We start from the raw sequence: 21,292 nt of genomic DNA, 5'->3' as shown, positions 1-21,292 counted from the left end.
ACCTCGACCTCCCCCGCGCTGGCAGACATCGCGGCCGCCAGGCCCACCGCCAGTGCGGCGATCTTTGTCATCTATATTTATAAGGGGTATCTGCTTAGCTCCAGTAGCTCCGTTGATACTGTGATTTCATCCAGCAATGGTATCCGATTGCCTCTCCCCGGTATTCTTGCTCACGACATCCCCATACGTCACTGGCGGCGTGACCACCGCTTGCTGCAGCAAGCGGTAAAACAGCATCCCGCGCGAGCTGGATGTGCGCCGGTTGAAGCGGAACACGAATTCATCGAGGTAGGCATCCAGGTGCTCTGGCTGCACAGAACCGTGGTGCGTTCCCAGCACCCAGCGCTGTACCAGCGAGGCGACCCGGTGCACTCCCGCCATGCAGACATGGGCAGGTACGCCCGAGCCGAGCATGACGGTGCGCTGGTGGGTGTAACCCAGCTCTCCCAGAGCGCGGTATGCCGCCGAACCATCCGTGCGGACCTGGGCTCCGGGCTCGACCACTTCCTGCACAAAGGGGATGACGTGGGTGGCGGAGTCTCGGTCGATGCGGCGCAACCGGATGCGCCCGAACCCCTTGGGCTCCACGATCTCCACCGCCATGACCATCAACACTTTGGTGGTGCTGCTCTTGCGCCCTGCAAGGGTGGCGGGATTTTTGCGATCCGTAATGGACAGGTACGTTTCATCCACCTCCACAAGCCCCTTGAGCTTGTCCCGGCCCGGGCGAACCATGGCGCGTCGGAACCGGTGCAGCATGGTCCAGGCCGTCTGGTAACTCCCCAAGCCCAATACGCGCTGCAGCCCCAGGGCGCTCACGCCTTGTTTCTGATTGGTCAGGTACCAAGCTGCAGCCAGCCAGACACGCAGCGGTGTGCGCGTCTTGTCAAAGATGGTCCYAGAGGTCACTGTGCCTTGATACTGGCATGAGCGGCACATCAGGCGAGTGCGGCTGGCGCGGTACACATCACCAGCGTTGCCGCAACGCGGGCAGACGAAGCCTTGGGGCCAGCGAAGCTTCTCCAGGAACGCCTGGCAGGCCTCTTCGGTGGCAAACCAGTCAAGAAATTCGTTCCAGGTGCGAGGGTAGTCCTGTCCAGGAGTTGGCGTTAGCATCTGGGTTTCCATCCAGCTATTCTGATGCCACTGGAGCTAAATAGATACCCCTTNAAACCAGTCAAGAAATTCGTTCCAGGTGCGAGGGTAGTCCTGTCCAGGAGTTGGCGTTAGCATCTGGGTTTCCATCCAGCTATTCTGATGCCACTGGAGCTAAATAGATACCCCTTATGTCTCAACAGGTGTGGGCCGCGCAGGCCCTTGAATCTTTCGATGCGGTGGTGCAGGCCACCGAGGGGTTTCGCAGCCGCGCTGGCCAGCGGCTGATGGCGCAGCAGGTGGCGCACACCTTCAGCAGCGCCACGCTGGGCAAGGTGGATGAAGAAAGCGGTGAAGACGCACCCACGCGCTCCATCGCTGTGATCCAGGCGGGTACGGGTGTGGGCAAGTCGCTGGCGTACTGCGCCCCCGCCATTGCGCTGGCACTGTCGCGCGGCACGCGGGTGCTGATCTCCACCGCCACCGTGGCATTGCAGGAGCAGCTGGTCAACAAGGACCTGCCCGCGCTGGCAGCGCTGATGCCGCAGCCCTTCAAGTTTGCGCTGGCCAAGGGGCGCGGGCGCTATGTGTGCAAGCTCAAGCTGGACCGCCTGGCGGGCACGGGCGAGGCCGAGGAAGAGGCCGACGACGACCTGTTTGCCGAAGAAGAAGCCGCTGCCCGCGCCAAGCGCCCCCGGCATGAGACCGAGGCGCGCATCCAGTTCTATTCGGCGATGGCGCAGACGCTGTCGAAGGGCGCGTGGGATGGTGACCGCGACAGCCTCGACACCCCGCCCGAGCCCGAGGTGTGGAGCCCCGTGGCGGCCGAGGGCGCCTCGTGCACCGGCAAGCATTGCCCGGCCTTCAGCCAGTGCACCTACTACGACAAGCGCAAGGAGCTGGTGGGCGCGCAGGTGATCGTGGCCAACCACGATCTGCTGCTGTCGTCCCTGGGCGCGCGCGTGCTGCCCGAGCTGGACAACTGCCTCTTGGTGCTGGACGAAGCCCACCACCTGCCATCGACCGCTTTGGATCAATTCGCGTGCAGCATGGACCTGTCGCGCATCACCTGGATTGAGCGGCTGTCGAGCCGGGGTCTGCGCATTGGCGCGCTGCTGGAGGTCGAGGAGATCGCCGACATCCCCAAGCACTCGGCGCAGCTGCGGCAGACACTGCAGGACCTGGCGCGCATCGTGATGGACGTGTACGGCGCCCAGCTCAAGAGCCAGCCCAGCGCCTGGGGCCCGGCGCGCGTGCGTGTGCCCCGGGGCGAACTGCCCGAGCAGCTGATTGCGCCGTTGGGCCTGCTGGCTGCGAGTGCCGAGGGCTTCCTCGACGCGCTGCGCGCCATCAGCAAAGCCCTGCGCGCCGAGATGCGCGATAAGCCCGACGAGGCCAAGCGCCTGTCCACGCTGTATGCGCAGATCGGCATGCTGGCCCCGCGCCTGGAAGAGCTGCACGCCACCGCGCAGCTGCTGCTGCAGGACGCACCCGAGGGCGCCGTGCCAGCCGCCAAGTGGTTCACGCTGGAGGTGGACGGTGACTTCATCGTGGTCAAGGCGCATGCCAGCCCCATCCTGCCCGGCACCACGCTGCGCAACCACCTGTGGAGCGCGGTGCGCGGCGCGGTGCTGACCTCGGCCACACTCACCAGTTGCGGGCACTTTGACTTCTTCTTGCGCGAGGCAGGCCTGCATGGTGACGAGGCAACGACAACACTGGAAGTCCCCAGCCCCTTCAACTACGCCGCACAGGGCACGCTGATTGCCGCCGAGACGCGCGCCGACCCCAAGAACGCCGCGCAGTTCACCACCGAGATGGTCGATGCGCTGCTGCGTGACATTGCGCGCGTGGAATACGGCGCGCTGGTGCTGTTCACCTCGCGCGAGCAGATGCGCCAGGCCGTGGACGCACTGCCCACCGCCATGCGCAGCGTGGTGCTGGTGCAGAACGCGCTGCCACGCACACAGCTGCTCAAGCGCCACCGCGAGCGGGTGGAGAACGGCGAGCCCTCGGTCATCTTCGGCATGCAGTCGTTTGGCGAAGGGTTGGATTTGCCCGGGCGGCTGTGCGAATCGGTGTTCATCACCAAGCTGCCCTTTGCCCCGCCCGACGACCCGGTGGGCGAAGCCCGCGCTGAGTGGCTGCGCGCCGTGGGGCGCGACCCCTTCAGCGAGCTGGTGGTGCCCGCCACCGCTATCCGCCTCGCGCAATGGGTGGGCCGCGCGATCCGCACCGAAGAAGACCAGGCCCATGTGTACTGCTACGACAAGCGCCTGGTGCGCACCAGTTACGGCCAGCGCCTGCTCAAGGGACTGCCACCGTTTGCGCTGGAACAACGTGCGCCGCTGTGAAGCGGTGATACTTTGCCCCCTTCGATTCCATAACCACTACAACAACCCCAGAGAGGACCTCCATGCCCCACACCGTACCTGCCTGCCCCCAATGCGGCCAGGAGAACACCTACCCCGACGGCAGCAACTACGTGTGCCCGGACTGCGCGTTTGAATGGCCCCAGGTGGCCGACGCTGCCGACACCGATGCCGCCGAAGCGGGCGACGGCATCGTGCGGGATGCGAATGGCAACCCGCTGGCCGATGGTGATGCGGTGATTTTGGTGAAAGACCTCAAGGTCAAGGGCTCGTCGTCCACGCTCAAAAAGGGCACCAAGATCAAAAGCATCCGCCTGGTGGATGGTGCCGACGGCCACAACGTGGACTGCAAGACCGACTTGGGCAGCATGCTGCTCAAGTCAGAATTTCTCAAGAAGGCCTGATCGGCACGGGGCGCAGCTCCCCGTGTCAGACAAGCACCCACAGGCATCGGCGCTGCACGCCGACGCCAGGGTCCAGCGAGGGTGCCTAGAGTGCACGGATGGCCGCGTGATCACCCAGATCGCGCGGACCCTTTGACTCCCCCCTGCTGGAGGCCCCATGCACACTGAATCCCCCGCCCACGAAACCCTGTGGAAGCTCATCAAGGACATCCGCTTTGGCATGCTCACGCACCGCACGTCCACGGGCATGCTGCACGCGCACCCGCTGACCACCCAGAACCGGCAGTTGGATGAGCAGGCCGAGCTGTATTTCTTCGTCTCCCAATCGGGCGAGCTGTACGAGCGCCTGTTGACCGACGGCGAAGTGAACGTGTCGTATGCCGACCCCGACGAGGACAGCTATGTGTCCGTGTCTGGCCAGGCGCGGTTTGTGGATGACCGCGCGCTGAAGGAAGCCCTGTGGTCGCCCATGGCCAAGGCGTGGTTCCCGGGGGGCGTGTCCGACCCGGACTTAGCGCTGCTCGGGGTGCGCGTCCGCCATGCCGAATACTGGAATGTGGACGAAAGCAAGATGGTGCAGCTGTTCCAGATGGCCAAGGCCGCGATCACGGGCGAACCCCCGCGCCACCTGGGTGAGCACAAGGAACTGACCTTGCCCTGAGCGGCGCGAAGAGGCAGTGTTGGGCCTGGTATGTTGGGCCGCACGCACCGATGCCTGGACAGGACTTATCAACCAAATCGGCCTGTAGCGCTTTTGCAGCTTGCATTATAAGCTACACAATTAATAGCAAAACTCTGACCGCAAGGCGCTGCCAGCGTCATCGCGTTGCATTGAGCGCCTTGCGATAACGCTGGGTGGCCTCTGCCAGCATGGCGTCCTTGGGCAACAGCTGGGTGCCGCCCACCCACAGCTCGGTCGGCGTGCCGCTGGCGTCACGCACGCGGCGCACCGGCTGGCCCGGGCTGGCGTAGGCCGATGCTTTCTGAACCATACCGGTGTCGCGCCCGGTGACGGCCAGCTCGGTGGTGGCCGCGTTGAAGGGCACGAACATGGCGGGCACCACCTGGCACACCACCTTGCCCATGGGCACCAGGTCGCTCGCGCCCCACAGGCTCCACCAGCGCCCAGCCCAGGCGGCTTCCTTCCTGCCCGGCGCACCATGCTGCTGGAACGCAAACAGGATGCTGGCAATGCCCTCCACCCACTCGGTGGACAAACCATCCTGCGCGTTGGTCAACACGGTCACCGTCAGGTCTAGAGCAGGGAACCGCGCCGTGCGCGACAAGAACCCTTGCAGGCTGCCGGTGTGGCCCACCCATTCGCGGGGGCCCGGCGCGCTGAGCATGGTGCCCAGGCCGTAATGCGACTCGAACAGGTTGCAGGGGTCGCGCCAGCGGCGTTGCGCCATCTCACGGCGGCTGGCGGGCGAGAGGATGCTGTGCGGGCTGTCCGGCGCCAGCTGTGAAAAGAAGCGGGCTACGTCCGACGCGGTGGACACAAACCCGGCCGCCGGGGCCATGGCGTCGCACGGGTTGTCGCCCGGCACGATCAGGCGCTGGCCGAACGGAAACTCACTGCTGTGGCCCACGGCCAGGGGCGCGCGCCGGGGCAGGTGGGGCATGTCGGGCGCGGTCTCTTCCAGGCCGGCGGCGGCAATCACGTGGCGCTGCATCCAGCGCGCGTAGTCCGTGCCGGTGACCTGCTCCATCATCAGCCCCAGCAGGCCGTAGCCGTGGTTGGAATACTTGAGCTGCACGCCCGCCTCCAGCGGCGGCTTGGCGCGCAGGTCCGCCAGCAGCTCGGTGCGCGAGAGAAACGGCCGCCGGTCCAGAAACTGGCCGGCATCGGGGCCATCGCGCGTCACCCCCGCACTGTGCGAAAGCAGCTCGCCGATGCGCGCGCGGGCCAGGTCCTTGTGCAGGCCATCGACATAGCGGCCGATGGGGTCGTCCAGCCCGACCTTACCCTGCTCGCGCAGCAGCATGACACCCGCTGCGGTGAAGGTCTTGGAGTGCGAGGCAATGCGCAGGCGGTGCCGGGGTGTGAGTTGCTTGTGGGTGCGCATGTCGGCCACCCCCAGCGCCAGCTCTGCCACCGTTTGGCCGCCGCGCGCAATGGCCACGGAACACCCGGGCTGGCGATAGCGCTCCAGTTGCAAGTCCAGCCATTGCGGTAGGTAGTCCAGCGCGGCGCGCAGCCAGGCCGGTGAGGTGGCGTTTTTCTTCATGGTGTGCTCGGCTCCATGCATCCAAAAAAAGGAGTGGGGCAGTGTAGGCCACGCACTGGATACGCACAGAGGCACACAGACACCCTGGGCGCACAGGATGGCCTGCGGGGCGGCGGCACAATCCTTCCTTTTCGCACGCAAGCCCATGCCCCCCATCGCCGTCATCGACTTTGAAACCACTGGCATCTCGCCCGGCCAGGGAGCACGCGCGACCGAGGTGGCCATCGTGCTGCTGGAGCGGGGTCAGGTGGTGGACCGGTTCCAGAGCCTGATGAAGACCGGGGTGTGGATTCCGTCGTTCATCACCCAGCTCACCGGCATCACCAACGCGATGGTGAACGCCGCACCCGATGCGGCGCAGGTGATGCAGGACGCCGCGCGCTTTGTGGGTGATGCGCCCATGGTGGCGCACAACGCGTCGTTCGACAGCAAGTTCTGGCAGGCCGAGCTGGCCCTGGCCGGGCTGGCTGCACCGCAGCCGTTTGCGTGCACGGTGCTGCTGTCGCGGCGCCTGTACCCCGAGGCGCCCAGCCACAAGCTGGGCACGCTGGTGGACTACCACGGCCTGCCGCGCACGGGCCAGGCCCACCGGGCGCTGGCCGACGCCGAGATGGCCGCCGCGCTGCTGGCGCGCATGCAGCACGACCTGCGCACCCGCTGGCGGGTGGCCGAGCCCAGCTACACGCTGCTGCAAACGCTGCAGCGCTGCGCCAAGCCCAAGGTGGGGGCGCTGCTGGCGCAGCATGCGGGCGCCTGACTCGACCAGCCCGCTGGCGATGCCGCTGCACTTTACTATTGAATTGATAGCTGCTAGCGCATGATTCACTAGCGCTTTCGGCACTTCTGACTTGAATCCAGGGCTGACAACCATTCTCCAGAGCATGCGTCTGCAGGGGCCGCGCAAGTCCCTCCGCGGCGGTTGCACTGGCCTGCTCTGCCGATAATCGATCGGGGCTTGCACGACGGAGCGGTGCCACCGGTGGCGCAGACCCGCCTTCGTCCTCATAACCTGTTCACGACGACAACATGAAAGGCTTGGCCATGGGGTATCTGGTACTGGGACTGGTGCTGTTTCTGGGCGTGCACTCGGTGCGCATCGTGGCCGATGGCTGGCGCACCTACATGCGGACGCGCCTGGGCGAGATGCCGTGGAAAGGGCTGTATTCGCTGGTGTCGGCCGTGGGCTTGGCGCTCATCGTCTGGGGCTATGGCCTGGCGCTGCAGCAGCCCGTGGTGCTGTGGGTGCCGCCCATCGGCATGCGGCACGCTGCGGCGCTGCTCACGCTGATCGCCTTTGTGCTGCTGGCCGCCACCTATGTGCCGCGCAATGCCATCAAGGCCTGGCTGCACCACCCCATGGTGCTGGGCGTGAAGGTGTGGGCGCTGGCGCATCTGCTGTCCAACGGCAACCTGGCCGATGTGCTGCTGTTTGGCAGCTTTTTGCTGTGGGCCGTGCTGAGCTTTCGCGCCGCGCGCCAGCGCGACCGGGCGCAGGGCACCGTGTACGCGGCGGGCAGCGCTACAGGCACGGCAGCGGCTGTGGTGGTGGGCGCAGTGGCCTGGGTGGGCTTTGCGTTCTGGGGCCATGCGTGGCTGATCGGCGTGGCGCCGCTGGGGCGGTGATCGAACGCCGGGACGACCCGCAGCGCAAATGCCGGAGAATCCGCGCTTTGCGTTTTCTCCTTTCTCGCTGAGACCTCTATGACCGAAGCCACCACCCCCAACACCCCCGCCCAGCCGCCCCTGCCCGATCACCTGTCGGTCAACCCCCGCAGCCCGCACCATGTGGCCGCCGTGTTTGAGCACGACATCGGCATCCGCCTCAATGGCAAAGAGCGTTTTGATGTGGAGGAATACTGCATCAGCGAAGGCTGGGTGAAGGTGCCTGCCGGCAAGACGCTGGACCGCAAGGGCCAGCCGCTGCTCATCAAGATCAAGGGCACGGTCGAAGCGTTCTACAAGTGACCGCTGCACGAGCGGCCACACCGCTCGCCCCCGGCGCCTGGGTGATTCACTGCGATGGCAGCGCCTGGCCCAACCCCGGTCGCATGGGCCTGGGTGCGGTGCTGACGGGCCCCGACGGCACCGTGCAGCACCAGATCTCTGAAGCCACCACCTTTACCGGCTGCAACAACGAAGCTGAATTGCGCGCGCTGATGTTGGCGCTGCAGTGGCTGGCGCAGCAGGGGATTGCCACATCGACCCCAGTGCACGTGTTCAGCGACAACAGCGTGCTGGTGGAGCAGTTGGGCGGCCACCCCAAGGCACCGATTGAGCGGCTGGCAACGCTGTTTGACGAAGCACGCGAGGCACTACAGCTCTTCCCACAAGCCCAGGTCCAGTGGATTCCCCGCCACCGCAATGGCGCCGCCGACACGCTGGCCCGCGCCGCCCTGGGGCTGGCACCCAAGGCCGCCACGCCACAGGGGCAGACGCTCAAAAAGCGCCGCAGGCGCTGAGTCTCCGCACGGCACACGCCATCAGGCCGGGTCGAGCCCTGCAGCCGCACGGTACGCCTGGATGCGCGGCAGCAGCGCCTGGCGACGGGCGATGCTTTGCGCGGGCCACAACCCATCGCGTTCGTAGTATTCCGCCACGGCGGGTGTCCCCGGCGGCAGCACCACCCAGGGCTGTTTGGAGGCCGTGAAGATGTGGATGTCGGGCGGCAAGTGGTCTGGCGCATCCAGCGTGCCCACGCGCACAAAGGCCATGACGGGTCCCGCGCCTGCATAGTGGCTCCACACTGCCACCTGGCAGTGCGGGCACCGCGCAATCTGCTGGCCCATACCGCTTTCTGACGGGGTATGCACCATCGCCGGGGTGCCCGCGAGCAGTTCCACGCGGTCGGCCTCGATCATCGCGTTCAGCGCGAAGGCCGCGCCGCTTTCGCGCTGGCACCAGCGGCAGTGGCAGCAGTGCACAAACAGCGGGGGCGTGAGCAGGCGATAGCGCACATGGCGGCAGGTGCAACCGCCGTCCAACGGGTACTCAGCGGCAGGGTGGGTCATGGGGCAGTGTCCTTGCAGCGGGGTGAGGGTGGGCGCAACACCGGCGCCTTCAGCCGCAGGCACGGGCCAGCAGCAGCGCCTTTTCTTGCGCATTGCGGGTGAGGCTGGCCGCGCGCTCAAACTCCGCACGCGCTTCATCCCCCCGGCCCAGCTTGGCCAGCAGGTCGCCGCGCACGCTGGGCAGCCAGTGGTAGTGGCGCAGCAGGGGGTCACCCGCCAGCGCATCGACCAGCGCCAGCGCGGCTGCGGGCCCTTCGGCCATGCCCACGGCCACGGCGCGGTTGAGCGCCACTACGGGGGAAGGCGCCACCTGCAGCAGTGCGTCGTACAGCGCCACGATGTGGGGCCAGTCGGTGTCTTGCGCCTGCCGGGCGCGCGCGTGGCAGGCGGCGATGGCGCCCTGCAGTGCGTACGGCCCCCAAGCGTGGCCGGCGCGTGCCAGCTGCTCGGCCTTGTCCAGCGCTGCCAGGCCCCGGCGCACCAGCAGGTGGTCCCAGCGCGCGCGGTCCTGGTCCATGAGCAGCACGGGCTGGCCTTGTGCATCGGTGCGCGCAGGCAGGCGCGAGGCCTGGATTTCGAGCAGCGCCACCAGGCCTTGCACTTCGGGCTCGTCGGGCGCCAGGCTGGCCAGCACCCGCACCAGACGCTGGGCCTCGCCACACAGCGCGGGGCGCATCCAGTCATCGCCCGCCGTGGCGGCATAGCCTTCGTTGAAGATGAGGTAGATCACCTCCAGCACCGAGGCCAGGCGCGGCGCGCGCTCGGCCACGCCGGGCACCTCAAACGGCACCTGCGCGGCCGTGAGGCTGCGCTTGGCGCGCACGATGCGCTGGGCCACGGTGGGCTCGGGCACCAGAAAGGCGCGTGCGATCTCGGCCGTGGTGAGGCCGCCCAGCAGCCGCAGCGTGAGGGCCACGCGCGCCTCGGTGGGCAGCACGGGGTGGCAGGCGGTGAAGATGAGGCGCAGCAGGTCGTCGCCGATGTCGTCCTGCTCGGCGTGCATGAGGGTGTCCACCACATCGGGCGCGTACTGCGCCTCGAGCGCTTCGAGGTCGTGGCCCAGGGCCTCGTGCTCGCGCTGGTGCAGGGCCTGCTGGCGCAGGTGGTCGATGGCGCGGCGCTTGGCGGTGGTCATGAGCCACGCGGCCGGGTTGGCGGGCAGGCCGGTGGTGGGCCAATGCTCCAGCGCGGCCACCAAAGCGTCCTGCGCCAGCTCCTCGGCCCGGCCCACGTCGCGCGTCATGCGCGCCACGCTGGCGATGATGCGTGCGGCCTCGATGCGCCACACCGAGTCGATGCTGCGGTGCAGGGCATCGCGGTCGGGCAGGGCGGATTCGTTCACACCTTCTTAGCCCAAGGCCTTGCTGGCGTCCTGCATATGCACAAACTCCCAGCTGTGACCGTCCAGGTCGTCGAAGCTGCGCGAGTACATGAAGCCCAGGTCTTGCGCCGGGCGCGGGGTGGTGGCGCCTGCGGCCGCGGCCTTGTCCACCAGCGCATCGACTTCGTCGCGACTGCTGCACGAGAAACACACCAGCACCTCCGACGTGGTGCGCGCGTCGGCAATCGCCTTGTCGGTGAAGGTTTGGTAGAAGCTCTTGACCAGCAGCATTACGAACAGGTTCTCACCCACCACCAGGCAGGCGCCCTGGTCGTTGGTGAACTGGGGGTTGAACTCATAACCCAGCGCGCGAAAGAATGCCTGCGCGCGGGCCATGTTGTCGATGGGCAGGTTCACGAAGATTTGTTGGTGCATGACGGGCTCCTGAAGGGTACGGACGGTAATGGGAAACAGGGGGTTTGGCAAAGGGGGAAGGGTTCAAGTCGCGGGCTTTTGCGCCACGGCGTGCAGGTTGGCCAGGCCGTCTTCAAAGTCCTGCCCGACCATGCGGTCCATGTTGAACACCAGGTGGGCGATCTTGGCCAGGTAGGGCACGGGGCCGTGCATGGTCCAGGTGACGCGGGTGGCACCCGCACCCTCGGGTTGCAGCGTGAAAGCAACCTGGTTGTGTGCTTCAAAGGGCTTCACAAAGTCGAGCTTCATGGCCACGCGCCGAAGGGGGGTGGCCTCGACGATCTCCATGCTGCCCACGCCCACCTTGTCGCTCTGCCAGGCGTAGCGTGCGCCGGGGCCGCTGGTGGTGGCGCTGTACTGGCCCTGCAGGGCCGGGTCCTTGCGCTCGTAAGGATTCCAGGTGTTGAACTGGCGCAGGTCGTGGATGAGCCCATACACCCGTTCGGGCGGTGCCGCAATCACGCGGCTGCGCTCCACTTGGAACGTATCGGGGCGGGTGGCGGCAAACGCCAGCAGCAGCGCCAGGGCCGCCAGCAGCACAAGGGCGATGGTCTTGATCATGGGGATGTCCTTTACGCGGGGAATCAGCCGCGCAGGGCTTCGAGGTCGCGAAACTGCTCGACGCCATCCACGCCGGCAAAGTCCTCCATCTCATAGAGCTGACGCACTTCGATCTCGGCATCCAGGCCCTCGCCACGCGGATTGGGAAAGCGGCGTGTCCATTCCAGCGCCTCATCGCGGCTGCGTACCTGGATCAGCGTGTAGCCGGCGATGAGTTCCTTGGTCTCGGCGAACGGGCCGTCGGTGACGGTGCGGCCATCGCCGCTGTAGCGCACGCGCCAGCCCTTCGACGAGGGCTGCAGGCCACTGCCGTCGAGCAGCACACCGGCACGGGCCAGCTCCTCGTGGTAGCGGGCCATCTCGGTCATCAGGGCGGCGGTCGGCATGCAGCCCTGTTCGGATTCGGTGGTGGCCTTGACGATGATCATGAAACGCATGGTGACTCTCCGGGTGGTGTGGACAACAAAACAACGGACCCTGCGAACCTGCCGGGTCGCGCTCGCTTCACACCTACGACGAACGGGCCTCGCCCATTTCGACACGCAGGGCTTCCAGTCAGGGTTAACACTGATCCATGAGCCCCGCAGCCACAGAGATATCCGGGCTAGAGCCCTGTGATGCGTGCCGTGCGCCCGATACAATTTGTTAATAGTTTGTAAAGACAGATTCCTCGAACTGCGCGGACGTGCGCCCACCCCCCCGGTGTCCTACCCATGAAACGAGGATCGAAACATCCACCGCAGCTTCCACGGCAGCTGGTCCTGGCCCTATTGCTGGCCTGGACGGTCGGCGCCCACGCGCAGGAAGACATCGCTGACCTGCCGCTTGAGCAACTCATGCAGATGCAGGTGACCACGGCCAGCCGGTACGTGCAGACCGCCCTGGAGGCGCCCGCTGCTGTGAGCGTGGTCACGGCCGACGACATTCAGCTGTTTGGCTACCGCACGCTGGCCGACGTGCTGGCCAGCATGCGCGGGCTGTACGTGTCGTACGACCGCAGCTACCACTACCTGGGCACGCGGGGTTTTGCCACGCCGGGCGACTACAACACCCGAGTGCTGCTGCTGGTCAACGGCGTGCGCTTCAACGACAACGTGTACGACCAGGCGAGCATCGGCACGGACTTTCCCATCGACCTGGACCTGGTGGAGCGGGTGGAGTTTGTGCCCGGACCAGGGTCGGCGGTGTATGGAGCCAATGCGTTTTTTGGCGTCATCAACGTCATCACGCGCGACGGACGCCAGCTGGCGGGAGCGCAGGTAAGCGCCGAAGCGGGCAGCCATGGCAGCGCCAAGTTGCGCCTTTCTCTGGGCACCGTCGATGCACAGGGGCGCGACTGGCTGATAGCAGCGACGCGGTCCTCCGCGCGCGGAGCGGACCTGTACTACCCCGCGTTCGATAGCCCGTCCAGCAACGGGGGCGTGGCGCGCCACATGGACTTTGACCGCAGCACCCAGTTGTTTGCGCGGATGCGGCACGAGGGACTGACGCTGACACTGGCCCATGGCGAACGCACCAAGGGCGTGCCCACGGGCGCGTTCTCGCAGGTGTTCAACGACCCGCGCTCCCGGTACATCGACACCAGCTCACGCCTGGCGGCCGAATACACCACGCAGTTGCTGCCGTCGCTGGTCTTCACGGGCCGCCTGCACGCAGGCCGCTACCAGTATGTGGGCGACTACGTGTACGACTATCCACCGGTCACGGTCAACCGCGATGTCGGCACCGGCCAGTGGTGGGGCACCGAGTGGCAATGGGTGAGCACGGCCATCGCGCGCCACAAGCTGTCCTGGGGGCTGGACTACCGGCGCGACACCCGCATCGCCCAACGCAATGACGACCTGGACCCGCCGGCACAGTACCTGGATGCGCGCCGCAAGGGTGACGTAGTGAGCGTCTACATGCAGGACGAGTTCGCGCTGCGCCCCGACCTCACGCTGCACACCGGCCTGCGCTGGGGCCAGCAATCGGGCAGCGCGGGCAGCTTCAACCCCCGCCTGGGACTGGTGTACTGGTGGAGCACCGCCACCGCGCTCAAGCTGTTGCACGGCACGGCTTATCGCCCCCCGAATGCGTACGAGCGCGACTACCGCGTGAACCTGCCAGGGGGCGTGGTGGATACCACCGACCTGCGCTCCGAGCGCATACGGACCTCCGAGCTGGCACTGGAGCATGCGCCCTCCGGGGCCACGCGCCTGCTGCTGACGGCCTTCCGGTCCAGTGTCAGCGACCTGATCTCGCTGGACAGCCTGGGGCATTCAGACCGGCTCACCTTCAACAACACCCGCAGGGTCAAGGTGCATGGCCTGGAGGCAGAAGCAGAACAGCGTTGGGCAGGCGGTCGGCGCCTGCGCTTGGCCTATGGATGGCAAAGGGCGCGAGACTCGTCAACGGACGGAGCGCTGACCAACTCTCCCCGGCATCTGCTCAAGGCACAGTGGTCCGACGTGTTGCACACGCCTGCGGGCTGGGGCTGGAACCCGGGCCGCTACGCCATTGAGGCCATTGGCATCGGCCCGCGCAACACGCTGCTCAACACCCGCCTGCCTGGTCATGTGCTCACCCACGTGACCTATTCCACACGCATCGCCGATGTGGATGTGTCGGTGGGGGTGTACAACCTGTTCAATCGCCGGCACGCTGACCCCGCCTCGTTCGAGATACGTGACGACTCGATCCGACAGGATGGGCGCACCTACCGCGTCAAGTTGACCTACGCGTTCTGAGCCATGGCCACTACCTCGCGTCTGCATACCCTGCTGGTGATCTGGCTGTGTATGGTGTGCAGCGCGGGAACCCACGTGGCCCACGCCACCGAAACCGTGGCAGAGCAGGACCTGAAGGCGGCGTATGTCTTCAACTTCATCCAGTTCATCGAATGGCCGGACAACGAAGGCACCCCAGGCAATGAAGTGACGGTGTGCGTGTCGGCCTTCAGTCCGCTCAAGCGCTCACTGAATGCGCTGGACGGTAAACAGGCCGCCAAGGGGCGCACCGTGCGCGTGCGTCTGCTGGACACAGGAGCCATCCGGGCCTGCCGTGTGCTGGTGGTCCAGAACACCGAGATCGAGCCCGTGCTGCGGGCACTGCGTACCCTGCCTGCGTCGCACGGCGTGCTCACCGTCTCCGACGAGGTCACCGTCGCCAGCCCGGAGATCGTCATCGCGCTGACCCAGCAGGAGGGTCGTGTGGTGTTTGGAATTAGCCCCGACGCGGCCAGCAAGGCGGGGCTCACCATCAGCTCCCGACTGATGCGGCTTGCCAAGGGAGTCCGATGACCCTGCACCACACCACCTCCAGTCCCGCTGAACTGGCGCCCCAGGGTACGCACACCGTCCTGTCATCCAGGCTGGTCATGACCGGCATCCTGGCGGCAGGGTTGGCACTGCTGACGGTGGTGCTGGCCCTGACCGCTGTGGACTACTGGAGCTCCCGCGCCTCCATGCTGCAGGACAGCCGGGTGGAAGCAGCCATCGTCGCCGACAACATCTCCGCTGCCGTGATGTTCCGCGACAACACGGCGACCAATGAAATGCTCGGTGCACTGCGGTCTTCGTCGATGGTGATCAGCGCAACGGTGTATGACGAAGATGGCGTGCTGTTTGCCCACTATGCACGCGATCCCGACCCGGGCTTCCCGACCTCCCTGCAGGCCGTGGGCCTGGATGGAGCGGCGGAGCGATCCGACTGGCGCATGCTGGAGATCGCCCGACCCATCGAGGTCTCGGCGAAAGGCTGGGGCACGCTGTACATCCGCAAGTCCATGGATGCGCTGTACACACGGCTGGCCCTGCGGTTTGGCAGCGCCCTGCTGATTGCGGCCTGCGTCATGGCCCTGGCCGTCGCCATGGTGCTGCGCAGCCGCGCCGCCGTGCGGGAGGCCGAAGACCGCCTGCACACCCTCGCCCACACCGACGCCGTCACCGGCACGGGCAACCGCCATGCGTTCAACGAGCGGCTCGCGGCGGAGCTCGAAAGAGCACGCAGCACGCGCCAGCGGGTGGCCCTGGTGTATATCGACCTCGACAACTTCAAGACGCTCAACGACACCTTCGGCCACGCGGCGGGGGACGGCCTGCTGCGCCAGGTGGCCCGCCGCCTGCAGTCCGTGGTGCGCAGCACCGACAGCATCTCGCGCCTGGGAGGTGACGAATTTGCGCTGATCCTGCGGCTGGACATGGACGAAGCGGGGCTGGAGAAATACGCACAGCGCATCGTCAACGTCTTCCAGGCCGCCTACACCGAAGTCGGCCAGCAGGTGAACGTGACCTGCAGTGCGGGCATAGCGACCTTTCCGGACGACGCATCAGACATGGACGCGCTGGTGAGCAACGCGGACACCGCCATGTACCGCGCCAAGGAGATGGGCAAGAACCGCTGCGTGCGTTTTGACGCATCGATGAACCTGGCCGTGGTGCGGCGCCACGCCATTGAGCAGGCACTGCGCGGCGAGCTGGAGCATGGCACCGGGCTGGCTCTGCACTACCAGCCGCTGTTTGCAGCGGGCGACCAGTCGCTGGTGGGGGCCGAGGCCCTGCTGCGGTGGACGCATGCGGAGCTGGGCTCGGTGTCGCCGCTCGAAGCCGTGACGGTGGCCGAAGATTGCGGCCTCATCGCTCCGCTGGGCTACTGGGTTTTGCGCACCGCCTGCCGCGACGCAGCGCAGTGGAAGGCGGGCAAGCCGCTGCGCGTGGCGGTGAACATCTCGGCACGGCAACTGGGCGACTCACAGTTTCTGGAACGGGTGATGGACATCCTGCGCGAAGAAGGCCTGCCAGCGCACCAGCTTGAAATCGAGCTGACCGAAACCGTGCTGATGGAGAACATGGAAGCCGGAGCACACACGCTGCACCGCCTGAGCCAGCTGGGCATTCACCTGGCCATCGATGACTTTGGCACGGGCTACTCCTCGCTCTCGTACCTGCGCCAACTGCCCATGCGGCGCCTGAAGATCGACCGCAGCTTCGTCAAGGACCTGCCGGGGCAGGAACACAGCCGCACCATCGTCACTGCCATCGTGGCGCTGGCGCACGGCCTGGGGCTGCAGGTGACCGCCGAGGGGGTGGAGACGCAGGAGCAGGCAGACTATCTGGTGCTGCAGGGTTGCGATGTACTGCAGGGCTACGTGTTTGCACGCCCCATGCCTGCACCCCAGTTCCTGGCGCTGCAGGCGCGCGCGTCGGCTTGATTCAGTCCACCGCGCCGTCGTAGCAGGGCGCCAGTTCGCGCACCTCCACCGTGGCCCACTCGGCGGCCGGACATTCGCGGGCGATGGCAAGGGCCTCGTCGCGCGTGGCGCAGTCGATGAGGAAGAAGCCGCCCACCATCTCCTTGGTTTCGGCAAACGGGCCGTCCGTCAGACGGGTCTCGCCTTCGCGCACCTGCAGCCGCACGGCCTGCTCGGTCGAGGCCAGCGATTCGCTCGCGCGCAGCAGGCCCCGGGCCTGCAGACTGGCGCCAAAACGTTGCATGCGGGCGTAGGCCTCCTGCCCCCCCGCAAGACCCCGCTCGGCACGCTGGCCGTGGGGTTCCATGATGAGCAACAAGTAGGACATGGGGTCTCCAAAATCGGGGCCAATCGTGCCACCCGCCACTGGCAAGGGCACACAGAATCGCCATGCTATCAGCCTCAAACGCTACGTTTTTGATAGCTAATAGGGCATATACAACAGGCGCCATAGACCGATTTCATGGCAATGGTTGCGCGCTGCAGCAGGCCTGTGCTATCTTCGGTCCCCTATGCAACGCAGCATGCTCCTATCCACCCTATCCCTAGGCCTACTAGTGCCTGGCCGGGGTCTGCCTGCGTTCGCCACCGTTGCCTGATCCGCTCAGCGCAACACCTGATCTCCCCCTGACCCCGGCCCGCGAACCAGCCTTTGCACCATGCAAAGGGCTGCAGGGGATGTCACACGTTTTGTTTTTCATTCGTTGTTGACCGGCAGTGCGCCGACACCCATTGCGCGCACTGCACACCGTTCGTGGAACCATTTCTCATGATTGCCAAGCCCGCCACCAAGTACCAGCCCATTGCCCCGGTCGCATTGACCGACCGCCAGTGGCCCACCCGCAGCATCACCCGCGCGCCCGTGTGGCTCTCCACCGATCTGCGCGACGGCAACCAGGCGTTGTTCGAGCCGATGAACGGCGAGCGCAAGATGAAGCTCTTTCACGAGCTGGTGCGCATCGGCTTCAAGGAGATCGAGGTGGGCTTTCCGGCCGCGTCGCAGACCGACTTCGACTTCGTGCGCCGCCTCATCGACGAGAACCTCATCCCCGACGACGTGACCATCATGGTCATGACCCAGTCGCGCGAAGACCTCATTGCGCGCACCGTGGAGGCCGTGCAAGGCGCGCCACGCGCCATCGTGCACCTGTACAACGCCACCGCGCCCGCCTGGCGGCGCATCGTGTTCGGCATGAACGTGACCCAGGTGATGCAGCTCATCGCGCACCATGTGGGCTACCTCAAACAGCTCACCGACGCACAGCCTGCAACGCAGTGGACCTTGCAGTACTCGCCCGAGACCTTCAGCGCCACCGAACTCAGCGTGTCCCTCAAGGCCTGCCAGACAGCAATTGCCGCATGGAACGCGGGCCCCGGCCGCCCCATCATCATCAACCTGCCCACCACGGTGGAAAACGCCACGCCCAATGTGTTCGCCGACCAGATCGAGTGGATGGACCGGCACCTGTCGCCGCGCGAGCACATCGTGCTGTCGGTGCACCCGCACAACGACCGGGGCACGGGCGTGGCGGCGGCGGAGCTCGCGATGATGGCCGGTGCCGACCGGGTGGAAGGCTGCCTGTTTGGCAACGGCGAGCGCTGCGGCAATGTGGACATCGTGACGCTGGCGCTCAACATGTACACACAGGGCGTGCACCCGAACCTCGATTTCTCGGACATCACCTCGGTAGCGCGCATTGCCGAGGAATGCACCTCGCTGCCCGTGCACCCGCGCCACCCCTACGCGGGCGACCTGGTGTTCACCGCGTTCTCGGGCTCGCACCAGGACGCGATCAAGAAGGGCTTTGCCGCGCAGGACCCTCATGCCTTGTGGGAGGTGCCGTACCTGCCCATCGACCCGGCGGACCTGGGCCGCACGTACGACAGCGTGATCCGCGTGAACAGCCAGTCGGGCAAGGGCGGCATCGCCTTCTTGCTGGAGCGTGAGCACGGCGTGGTGATGCCCCGGCGCATGCAGGTGGAGTTCAGCGCCGTGGTGCAGCGCCAGACGGACGCGAGCGAAGGCGAGATGAGCGGCGAGGCGCTGTGGGAGCTGTTCCAGACGACCTACCTGCGTGCCCAGGCTCCGGCGGCCATCACCTGTCACGGGCACAAGCTCGATGAAGACGGACAGGGCATCGAGCTGGACGTGACCATCGACGGCACGCGCCAGCATCTGCGCGGCCAGGGCAACGGGCCGATTGCCGCCACGGTGGACGCCCTGGGCCTGCCGCTGCGTGTGGACCACTATGAAGAGCGCGCCACAGGCACGGGCGCCAACGCCCAGGCGCTGGCCATCGTGGAGGCGGCGATGGAAGGCGTGACCGGTTCTACCTTCGGCGCGGGCGCCAGCCACAACATCGTGACGGCCTCGGTGCAGGCCATCGTGAGCGTCGCCAACCGGCTGCTGGTGCGGCGCCAGGGCACCCTGGCTGCTGCGGCAGCCTGACGGTGAATTTCTTGTAAAAAAGATAGCTGGAAGCGCTTTACGGATCAGCACTTCCAGCCTTTTTGCCCAATATCCCCAAGGCAGAAACGGTGTCCATCGCACACACCGGGTCTCATCCGTTACCCTTCGGCCCATGCGCGTTTTTCACCGTCTGCCCTGCATGGCCTGCACCGTTGTACTGCTGGCGCTGGCCGGCTGCGGCACCTCGCGGCCTCCGTCCACCACCTCACCGCCCTCGGCCTCCACGCGGACCACGCCGCCCCTGACGGCCGAGCAGGCGCACGACATCGCCATCCACGCACTGGGCTTGGTGGGCACGCCGTACCGCTACGGCGGCAACACCCCGGACTCGGGTTTTGATTGCAGTGGCCTGATCGGCTTCGTGTACCGCAACCAGGTGGGCACTCCGCCACCACGCACGGTGGCGCAGCTCAACACCTGGGGCTACCCCATCGACGGCGGTGAACTGCGTGCCGGTGACCTGGTGGTGTTTGGCACCGGCCGCCAGCCCAGCCATGCGGGCATCTACGTGGGCGAAGGGCGCTTTGTGCACGCACCGTCCACCGGCGGAACGGTCCGCATGGACCACCTGCAGTCGCGCCACTGGGCGCGGCAGAACGCGGCGTTTCGGAGGCCGTAGATAGTTTCCCCCTGTGGCGCTGCGCGCCTTCCCCCCAGGGGGACGACGCACTCGCTGCGGGGCGGCCCTTGCTCTGCGTCTCTCGCGCTGGGCCGCGCCAGTGCCAACGGCCATGCCCTGGTTCGGTCGCCAAAAGGGGCTGGAATCCAGGTCCGCGACAATCGGGGCCACCATGACCCACGCACACCGCTCTGCCACCCCCATCTCCACCCACGACACCACACGCATTGATGACACGCGCATCAAGGCTGTGCGACCCCTGATCACCCCCGCACTGCTGCAGGAATGGCTGCCCGCCCCCGAGGCCGCGCAGGCGCTGGTCGAATCCAGCCGCGCCGCCATCTCGCGCGTGCTGCACGGGCAGGACGACCGGCTCGTGGTGGTGGTGGGGCCGTGCTCCATCCACGACCATGGCCAGGCGATGGAATATGCGCGCCAGCTCAAGCAACAGGCCGACGCGCTGCAGGACGACCTGCTCATCGTGATGCGGGTGTATTTTGAAAAGCCCCGCACCACCGTGGGCTGGAAGGGCTACATCAACGACCCGCACCTGGATGGCAGCTTCGCCATCAACGAAGGGCTGGAGCTGGCGCGCAAGCTGCTGCTGGATGTGCTGGCCACCGGTCTGCCCGTGGGCACGGAGTTTCTTGACCTGCTGAGCCCACAGTTCATCAGCGACCTGGTGAGCTGGGGCGCGATTGGCGCGCGCACCACCGAGAGCCAGAGCCACCGGCAACTGGCCAGCGGCCTGTCGTGCCCCGTGGGCTTCAAGAACGGCACCGACGGCGGCATCAAGGTCGCAAGCGACGCGATCCAGGCAGCCCAGGCCTCGCACGCGTTCATGGGCATGACCAAGATGGGCCAGGCCGCGATCTTCGAGACCCGGGGCAACCAGGACTGCCATGTGATCCTGCGGGGCGGCAAGCAGCCCAACTATCGCCAGGCCGATGTGGATGCGGCCTGTGCCCTGCTCCAGGCGGCCGGCCTGCGCGAGCAGGTGATGATCGACGTGAGCCACGCCAACAGCAGCAAGCAGCACCAGCGCCAGATCACGGTGGCCGACGAGGTGGCCCTGCAGATTGCCGCTGGCGACGCACGCATCACTGGTCTGATGATCGAAAGCCACCTGCAGGAAGGCCGCCAGGACATCGTGCCCGGCCAGCCGCTGGCACATGGCGTGTCCGTGACGGATGCGTGCATCAGCCTGGCGCAGACCGTGCCAGTGCTCGAAGGGCTGGCCGCTGCGGTGCGCGCACGCCGCCAGAAGGCCTGATCCACCCCACGCCGAGCGAAGTTCGCCTGAGGCTCTGCGCTAGCGCAGAGCCCGGTCTCTTTTGGGGCAAACCCCCAGGCAAGCAGACCCGCAACCGGGGCCTGTGCGGTGTAGCATTGGTGGCTTCCGCCACAGCGGCTGTGGCCCTGTGGACCCATGTCTGGGGGCGGCTGGCCGTTGTGCCCCCACTACTTACTGCCCGATTGCTTTGCCGACGCTACTCCGCCCCGCCACCCATGG

Annotated in this window: 21 protein-coding genes; 13 read left to right on the top strand and 8 right to left on the bottom strand. The window is 66.5% G+C overall.

Features of this window, described 5'->3' with window-relative positions; genetic code table 11:
* Window positions 1-126 precede the first annotated feature (126 nt).
* Window positions 127-1,128 carry an IS1595 family transposase gene (locus ASD94_RS13125; RefSeq protein ID WP_056643606.1) on the bottom strand — a complete coding sequence of 334 codons (1,002 nt, stop codon included), beginning with the start codon at window positions 1,126-1,128 and terminating at the stop codon, window positions 127-129.
* A gap of 158 nt (window positions 1,129-1,286) precedes the next feature.
* Between ASD94_RS13125 and dinG the strand changes: the two genes are divergently transcribed.
* From dinG to ASD94_RS13110, 3 genes are all read left to right on the top strand, one after another.
* Complete coding sequence (dinG, locus tag ASD94_RS13120) at window positions 1,287-3,449, top strand: ATP-dependent DNA helicase DinG (RefSeq protein WP_056643604.1); 2,163 nt, start codon at window positions 1,287-1,289, stop codon at window positions 3,447-3,449.
* A gap of 62 nt (window positions 3,450-3,511) precedes the next feature.
* The gene (locus ASD94_RS13115; protein ID WP_056643602.1) at window positions 3,512-3,871 is read left to right on the top strand and encodes a zinc ribbon domain-containing protein YjdM; all 360 of its coding nucleotides are present in this window, start codon (window positions 3,512-3,514) and stop codon (window positions 3,869-3,871) included.
* A 157-nt stretch (window positions 3,872-4,028) separates the two neighbouring features.
* Window positions 4,029-4,532 (top strand): pyridoxamine 5'-phosphate oxidase family protein, encoded by a 504-nt coding sequence (locus ASD94_RS13110; protein ID WP_056643600.1) that lies wholly within the window; start codon window positions 4,029-4,031, stop codon window positions 4,530-4,532.
* A gap of 157 nt (window positions 4,533-4,689) precedes the next feature.
* Here ASD94_RS13110 and ASD94_RS13105 read toward each other — a convergent pair whose 3' ends face one another.
* Window positions 4,690-6,099 (bottom strand): serine hydrolase, encoded by a 1,410-nt coding sequence (locus ASD94_RS13105; RefSeq protein WP_056643598.1) that lies wholly within the window; start codon window positions 6,097-6,099, stop codon window positions 4,690-4,692.
* 145 nt (window positions 6,100-6,244) lie between these two features.
* Between ASD94_RS13105 and ASD94_RS13100 the strand changes: the two genes are divergently transcribed.
* The 4 genes from ASD94_RS13100 to ASD94_RS13085 all read left to right on the top strand — a co-directional run bounded on the left by ASD94_RS13100 (window position 6,245) and on the right by ASD94_RS13085 (window position 8,558).
* Window positions 6,245-6,856, top strand: a complete 612-nt coding sequence (locus ASD94_RS13100) for a PolC-type DNA polymerase III (protein WP_056643659.1) — start codon at window positions 6,245-6,247, stop codon at window positions 6,854-6,856.
* Between the two features lie 284 nt (window positions 6,857-7,140).
* Window positions 7,141-7,722, top strand: a complete 582-nt coding sequence (locus ASD94_RS13095) for an NnrU family protein (RefSeq protein ID WP_056643596.1) — start codon at window positions 7,141-7,143, stop codon at window positions 7,720-7,722.
* A 78-nt stretch (window positions 7,723-7,800) separates the two neighbouring features.
* On the top strand, window positions 7,801-8,064 hold the full coding sequence (locus ASD94_RS13090) for a DUF3297 family protein (RefSeq protein ID WP_056643594.1): 264 nt from the start codon (window positions 7,801-7,803) through the stop codon (window positions 8,062-8,064).
* Window positions 8,061-8,558: a ribonuclease HI family protein gene (locus ASD94_RS13085; RefSeq protein ID WP_082576869.1), complete on the top strand. Its 498-nt coding sequence runs from the start codon at window positions 8,061-8,063 to the stop codon at window positions 8,556-8,558. Before ASD94_RS13090 ends, ASD94_RS13085 begins: the two co-directional genes overlap by 4 nt.
* A 21-nt stretch (window positions 8,559-8,579) precedes the next feature.
* On the opposite strand, the gene ASD94_RS13080 is transcribed toward ASD94_RS13085, so the two are convergent.
* The 5 genes from ASD94_RS13080 to ASD94_RS13060 form a co-directional block, all read right to left on the bottom strand.
* On the bottom strand, window positions 8,580-9,107 hold the full coding sequence (locus tag ASD94_RS13080; RefSeq protein ID WP_056643592.1) for a GFA family protein: 528 nt from the start codon (window positions 9,105-9,107) through the stop codon (window positions 8,580-8,582).
* A 49-nt stretch (window positions 9,108-9,156) separates the two neighbouring features.
* Window positions 9,157-10,449, bottom strand: a complete 1,293-nt coding sequence (locus tag ASD94_RS13075) for an RNA polymerase sigma factor (RefSeq protein ID WP_162255825.1) — start codon at window positions 10,447-10,449, stop codon at window positions 9,157-9,159.
* A gap of 6 nt (window positions 10,450-10,455) precedes the next feature.
* Window positions 10,456-10,863, bottom strand: coding sequence for a VOC family protein (locus tag ASD94_RS13070; RefSeq protein WP_056643590.1), 408 nt, complete (start codon window positions 10,861-10,863; stop codon window positions 10,456-10,458).
* 63 nt (window positions 10,864-10,926) lie between these two features.
* Window positions 10,927-11,463 carry an SRPBCC family protein gene (locus ASD94_RS13065; RefSeq protein ID WP_056643588.1) on the bottom strand — a complete coding sequence of 179 codons (537 nt, stop codon included), beginning with the start codon at window positions 11,461-11,463 and terminating at the stop codon, window positions 10,927-10,929.
* Between the two features lie 23 nt (window positions 11,464-11,486).
* Complete coding sequence (locus tag ASD94_RS13060; protein WP_056643586.1) at window positions 11,487-11,900, bottom strand: YciI family protein; 414 nt, start codon at window positions 11,898-11,900, stop codon at window positions 11,487-11,489.
* Window positions 11,901-12,176: 276 nt separating this feature from the next.
* On the opposite strand from ASD94_RS13060, the gene ASD94_RS13055 reads away from it, so the two are divergent.
* Genes ASD94_RS13055 through ASD94_RS13045 form a run of 3 tightly spaced genes read left to right on the top strand, consistent with a single transcriptional unit; the run spans window position 12,177 to window position 16,651 of the window.
* Window positions 12,177-14,189 carry a TonB-dependent siderophore receptor gene (locus ASD94_RS13055; protein WP_235510662.1) on the top strand — a complete coding sequence of 671 codons (2,013 nt, stop codon included), beginning with the start codon at window positions 12,177-12,179 and terminating at the stop codon, window positions 14,187-14,189.
* Between the two features lie 3 nt (window positions 14,190-14,192).
* Window positions 14,193-14,741, top strand: coding sequence for a YfiR family protein (locus ASD94_RS13050; RefSeq protein WP_056643584.1), 549 nt, complete (start codon window positions 14,193-14,195; stop codon window positions 14,739-14,741).
* Entirely contained in the window at window positions 14,738-16,651 is a 1,914-nt protein-coding gene (locus tag ASD94_RS13045) for a bifunctional diguanylate cyclase/phosphodiesterase (protein WP_056643582.1), read from the top strand. Before ASD94_RS13050 ends, ASD94_RS13045 begins: the two co-directional genes overlap by 4 nt.
* Before the next feature lies 1 nt (window position 16,652).
* Here ASD94_RS13045 and ASD94_RS13040 read toward each other — a convergent pair whose 3' ends face one another.
* Window positions 16,653-17,018 carry a YciI family protein gene (locus ASD94_RS13040; RefSeq protein WP_056643580.1) on the bottom strand — a complete coding sequence of 122 codons (366 nt, stop codon included), beginning with the start codon at window positions 17,016-17,018 and terminating at the stop codon, window positions 16,653-16,655.
* A gap of 441 nt (window positions 17,019-17,459) precedes the next feature.
* Here ASD94_RS13040 and leuA point away from each other — a divergent pair, with 441 nt between their 5' ends.
* The 3 genes from leuA to ASD94_RS13025 all read left to right on the top strand — a co-directional run bounded on the left by leuA (window position 17,460) and on the right by ASD94_RS13025 (window position 21,052).
* A complete protein-coding gene (leuA, locus tag ASD94_RS13035; RefSeq protein WP_056643578.1) occupies window positions 17,460-19,139 on the top strand; it encodes a 2-isopropylmalate synthase in 1,680 nt (559 codons plus the stop codon).
* A gap of 133 nt (window positions 19,140-19,272) precedes the next feature.
* Window positions 19,273-19,779 (top strand): C40 family peptidase, encoded by a 507-nt coding sequence (locus ASD94_RS13030; protein WP_056643576.1) that lies wholly within the window; start codon window positions 19,273-19,275, stop codon window positions 19,777-19,779.
* Between the two features lie 172 nt (window positions 19,780-19,951).
* Window positions 19,952-21,052, top strand: coding sequence for a 3-deoxy-7-phosphoheptulonate synthase (locus ASD94_RS13025; protein ID WP_156391420.1), 1,101 nt, complete (start codon window positions 19,952-19,954; stop codon window positions 21,050-21,052).
* Window positions 21,053-21,292 lie beyond the last annotated feature (240 nt).

This window comes from Acidovorax sp. Root70 (assembly GCF_001428225.1).
GTDB lineage: Bacteria > Pseudomonadota > Gammaproteobacteria > Burkholderiales > Burkholderiaceae_C > Acidovorax.
This window is presented reverse-complemented; position numbering and strand designations above follow the sequence as displayed.

Bases quoted from the DNA above. Each gene is read 5' to 3' on its own strand.
- dinG (WP_056643604.1), top strand. From the start codon at position 1,287: ATGTCTCAACAGGTGTGGGCCGCGCAGGCCCTTGAATCTTTCGATGCG.
- ASD94_RS13115 (WP_056643602.1), top strand. From the start codon at position 3,512: ATGCCCCACACCGTACCTGCCTGCCCCCAATGCGGCCAGGAGAACACC.
- ASD94_RS13110 (WP_056643600.1), top strand. From the start codon at position 4,029: ATGCACACTGAATCCCCCGCCCACGAAACCCTGTGGAAGCTCATCAAG.
- ASD94_RS13105 (WP_056643598.1), bottom strand. From the start codon at position 6,099: ATGAAGAAAAACGCCACCTCACCGGCCTGGCTGCGCGCCGCGCTGGAC.
- ASD94_RS13100 (WP_056643659.1), top strand. From the start codon at position 6,245: ATGCCCCCCATCGCCGTCATCGACTTTGAAACCACTGGCATCTCGCCC.
- ASD94_RS13095 (WP_056643596.1), top strand. From the start codon at position 7,141: ATGGGGTATCTGGTACTGGGACTGGTGCTGTTTCTGGGCGTGCACTCG.
- ASD94_RS13090 (WP_056643594.1), top strand. From the start codon at position 7,801: ATGACCGAAGCCACCACCCCCAACACCCCCGCCCAGCCGCCCCTGCCC.
- ASD94_RS13080 (WP_056643592.1), bottom strand. From the start codon at position 9,107: ATGACCCACCCTGCCGCTGAGTACCCGTTGGACGGCGGTTGCACCTGC.
- ASD94_RS13070 (WP_056643590.1), bottom strand. From the start codon at position 10,863: ATGCACCAACAAATCTTCGTGAACCTGCCCATCGACAACATGGCCCGC.
- ASD94_RS13065 (WP_056643588.1), bottom strand. From the start codon at position 11,463: ATGATCAAGACCATCGCCCTTGTGCTGCTGGCGGCCCTGGCGCTGCTG.
- ASD94_RS13060 (WP_056643586.1), bottom strand. From the start codon at position 11,900: ATGCGTTTCATGATCATCGTCAAGGCCACCACCGAATCCGAACAGGGC.
- ASD94_RS13055 (WP_235510662.1), top strand. From the start codon at position 12,177: ATGAAACGAGGATCGAAACATCCACCGCAGCTTCCACGGCAGCTGGTC.
- ASD94_RS13050 (WP_056643584.1), top strand. From the start codon at position 14,193: ATGGCCACTACCTCGCGTCTGCATACCCTGCTGGTGATCTGGCTGTGT.
- ASD94_RS13045 (WP_056643582.1), top strand. From the start codon at position 14,738: ATGACCCTGCACCACACCACCTCCAGTCCCGCTGAACTGGCGCCCCAG.
- ASD94_RS13040 (WP_056643580.1), bottom strand. From the start codon at position 17,018: ATGTCCTACTTGTTGCTCATCATGGAACCCCACGGCCAGCGTGCCGAG.
- leuA (WP_056643578.1), top strand. From the start codon at position 17,460: ATGATTGCCAAGCCCGCCACCAAGTACCAGCCCATTGCCCCGGTCGCA.
- ASD94_RS13030 (WP_056643576.1), top strand. From the start codon at position 19,273: ATGCGCGTTTTTCACCGTCTGCCCTGCATGGCCTGCACCGTTGTACTG.
- ASD94_RS13025 (WP_156391420.1), top strand. From the start codon at position 19,952: ATGACCCACGCACACCGCTCTGCCACCCCCATCTCCACCCACGACACC.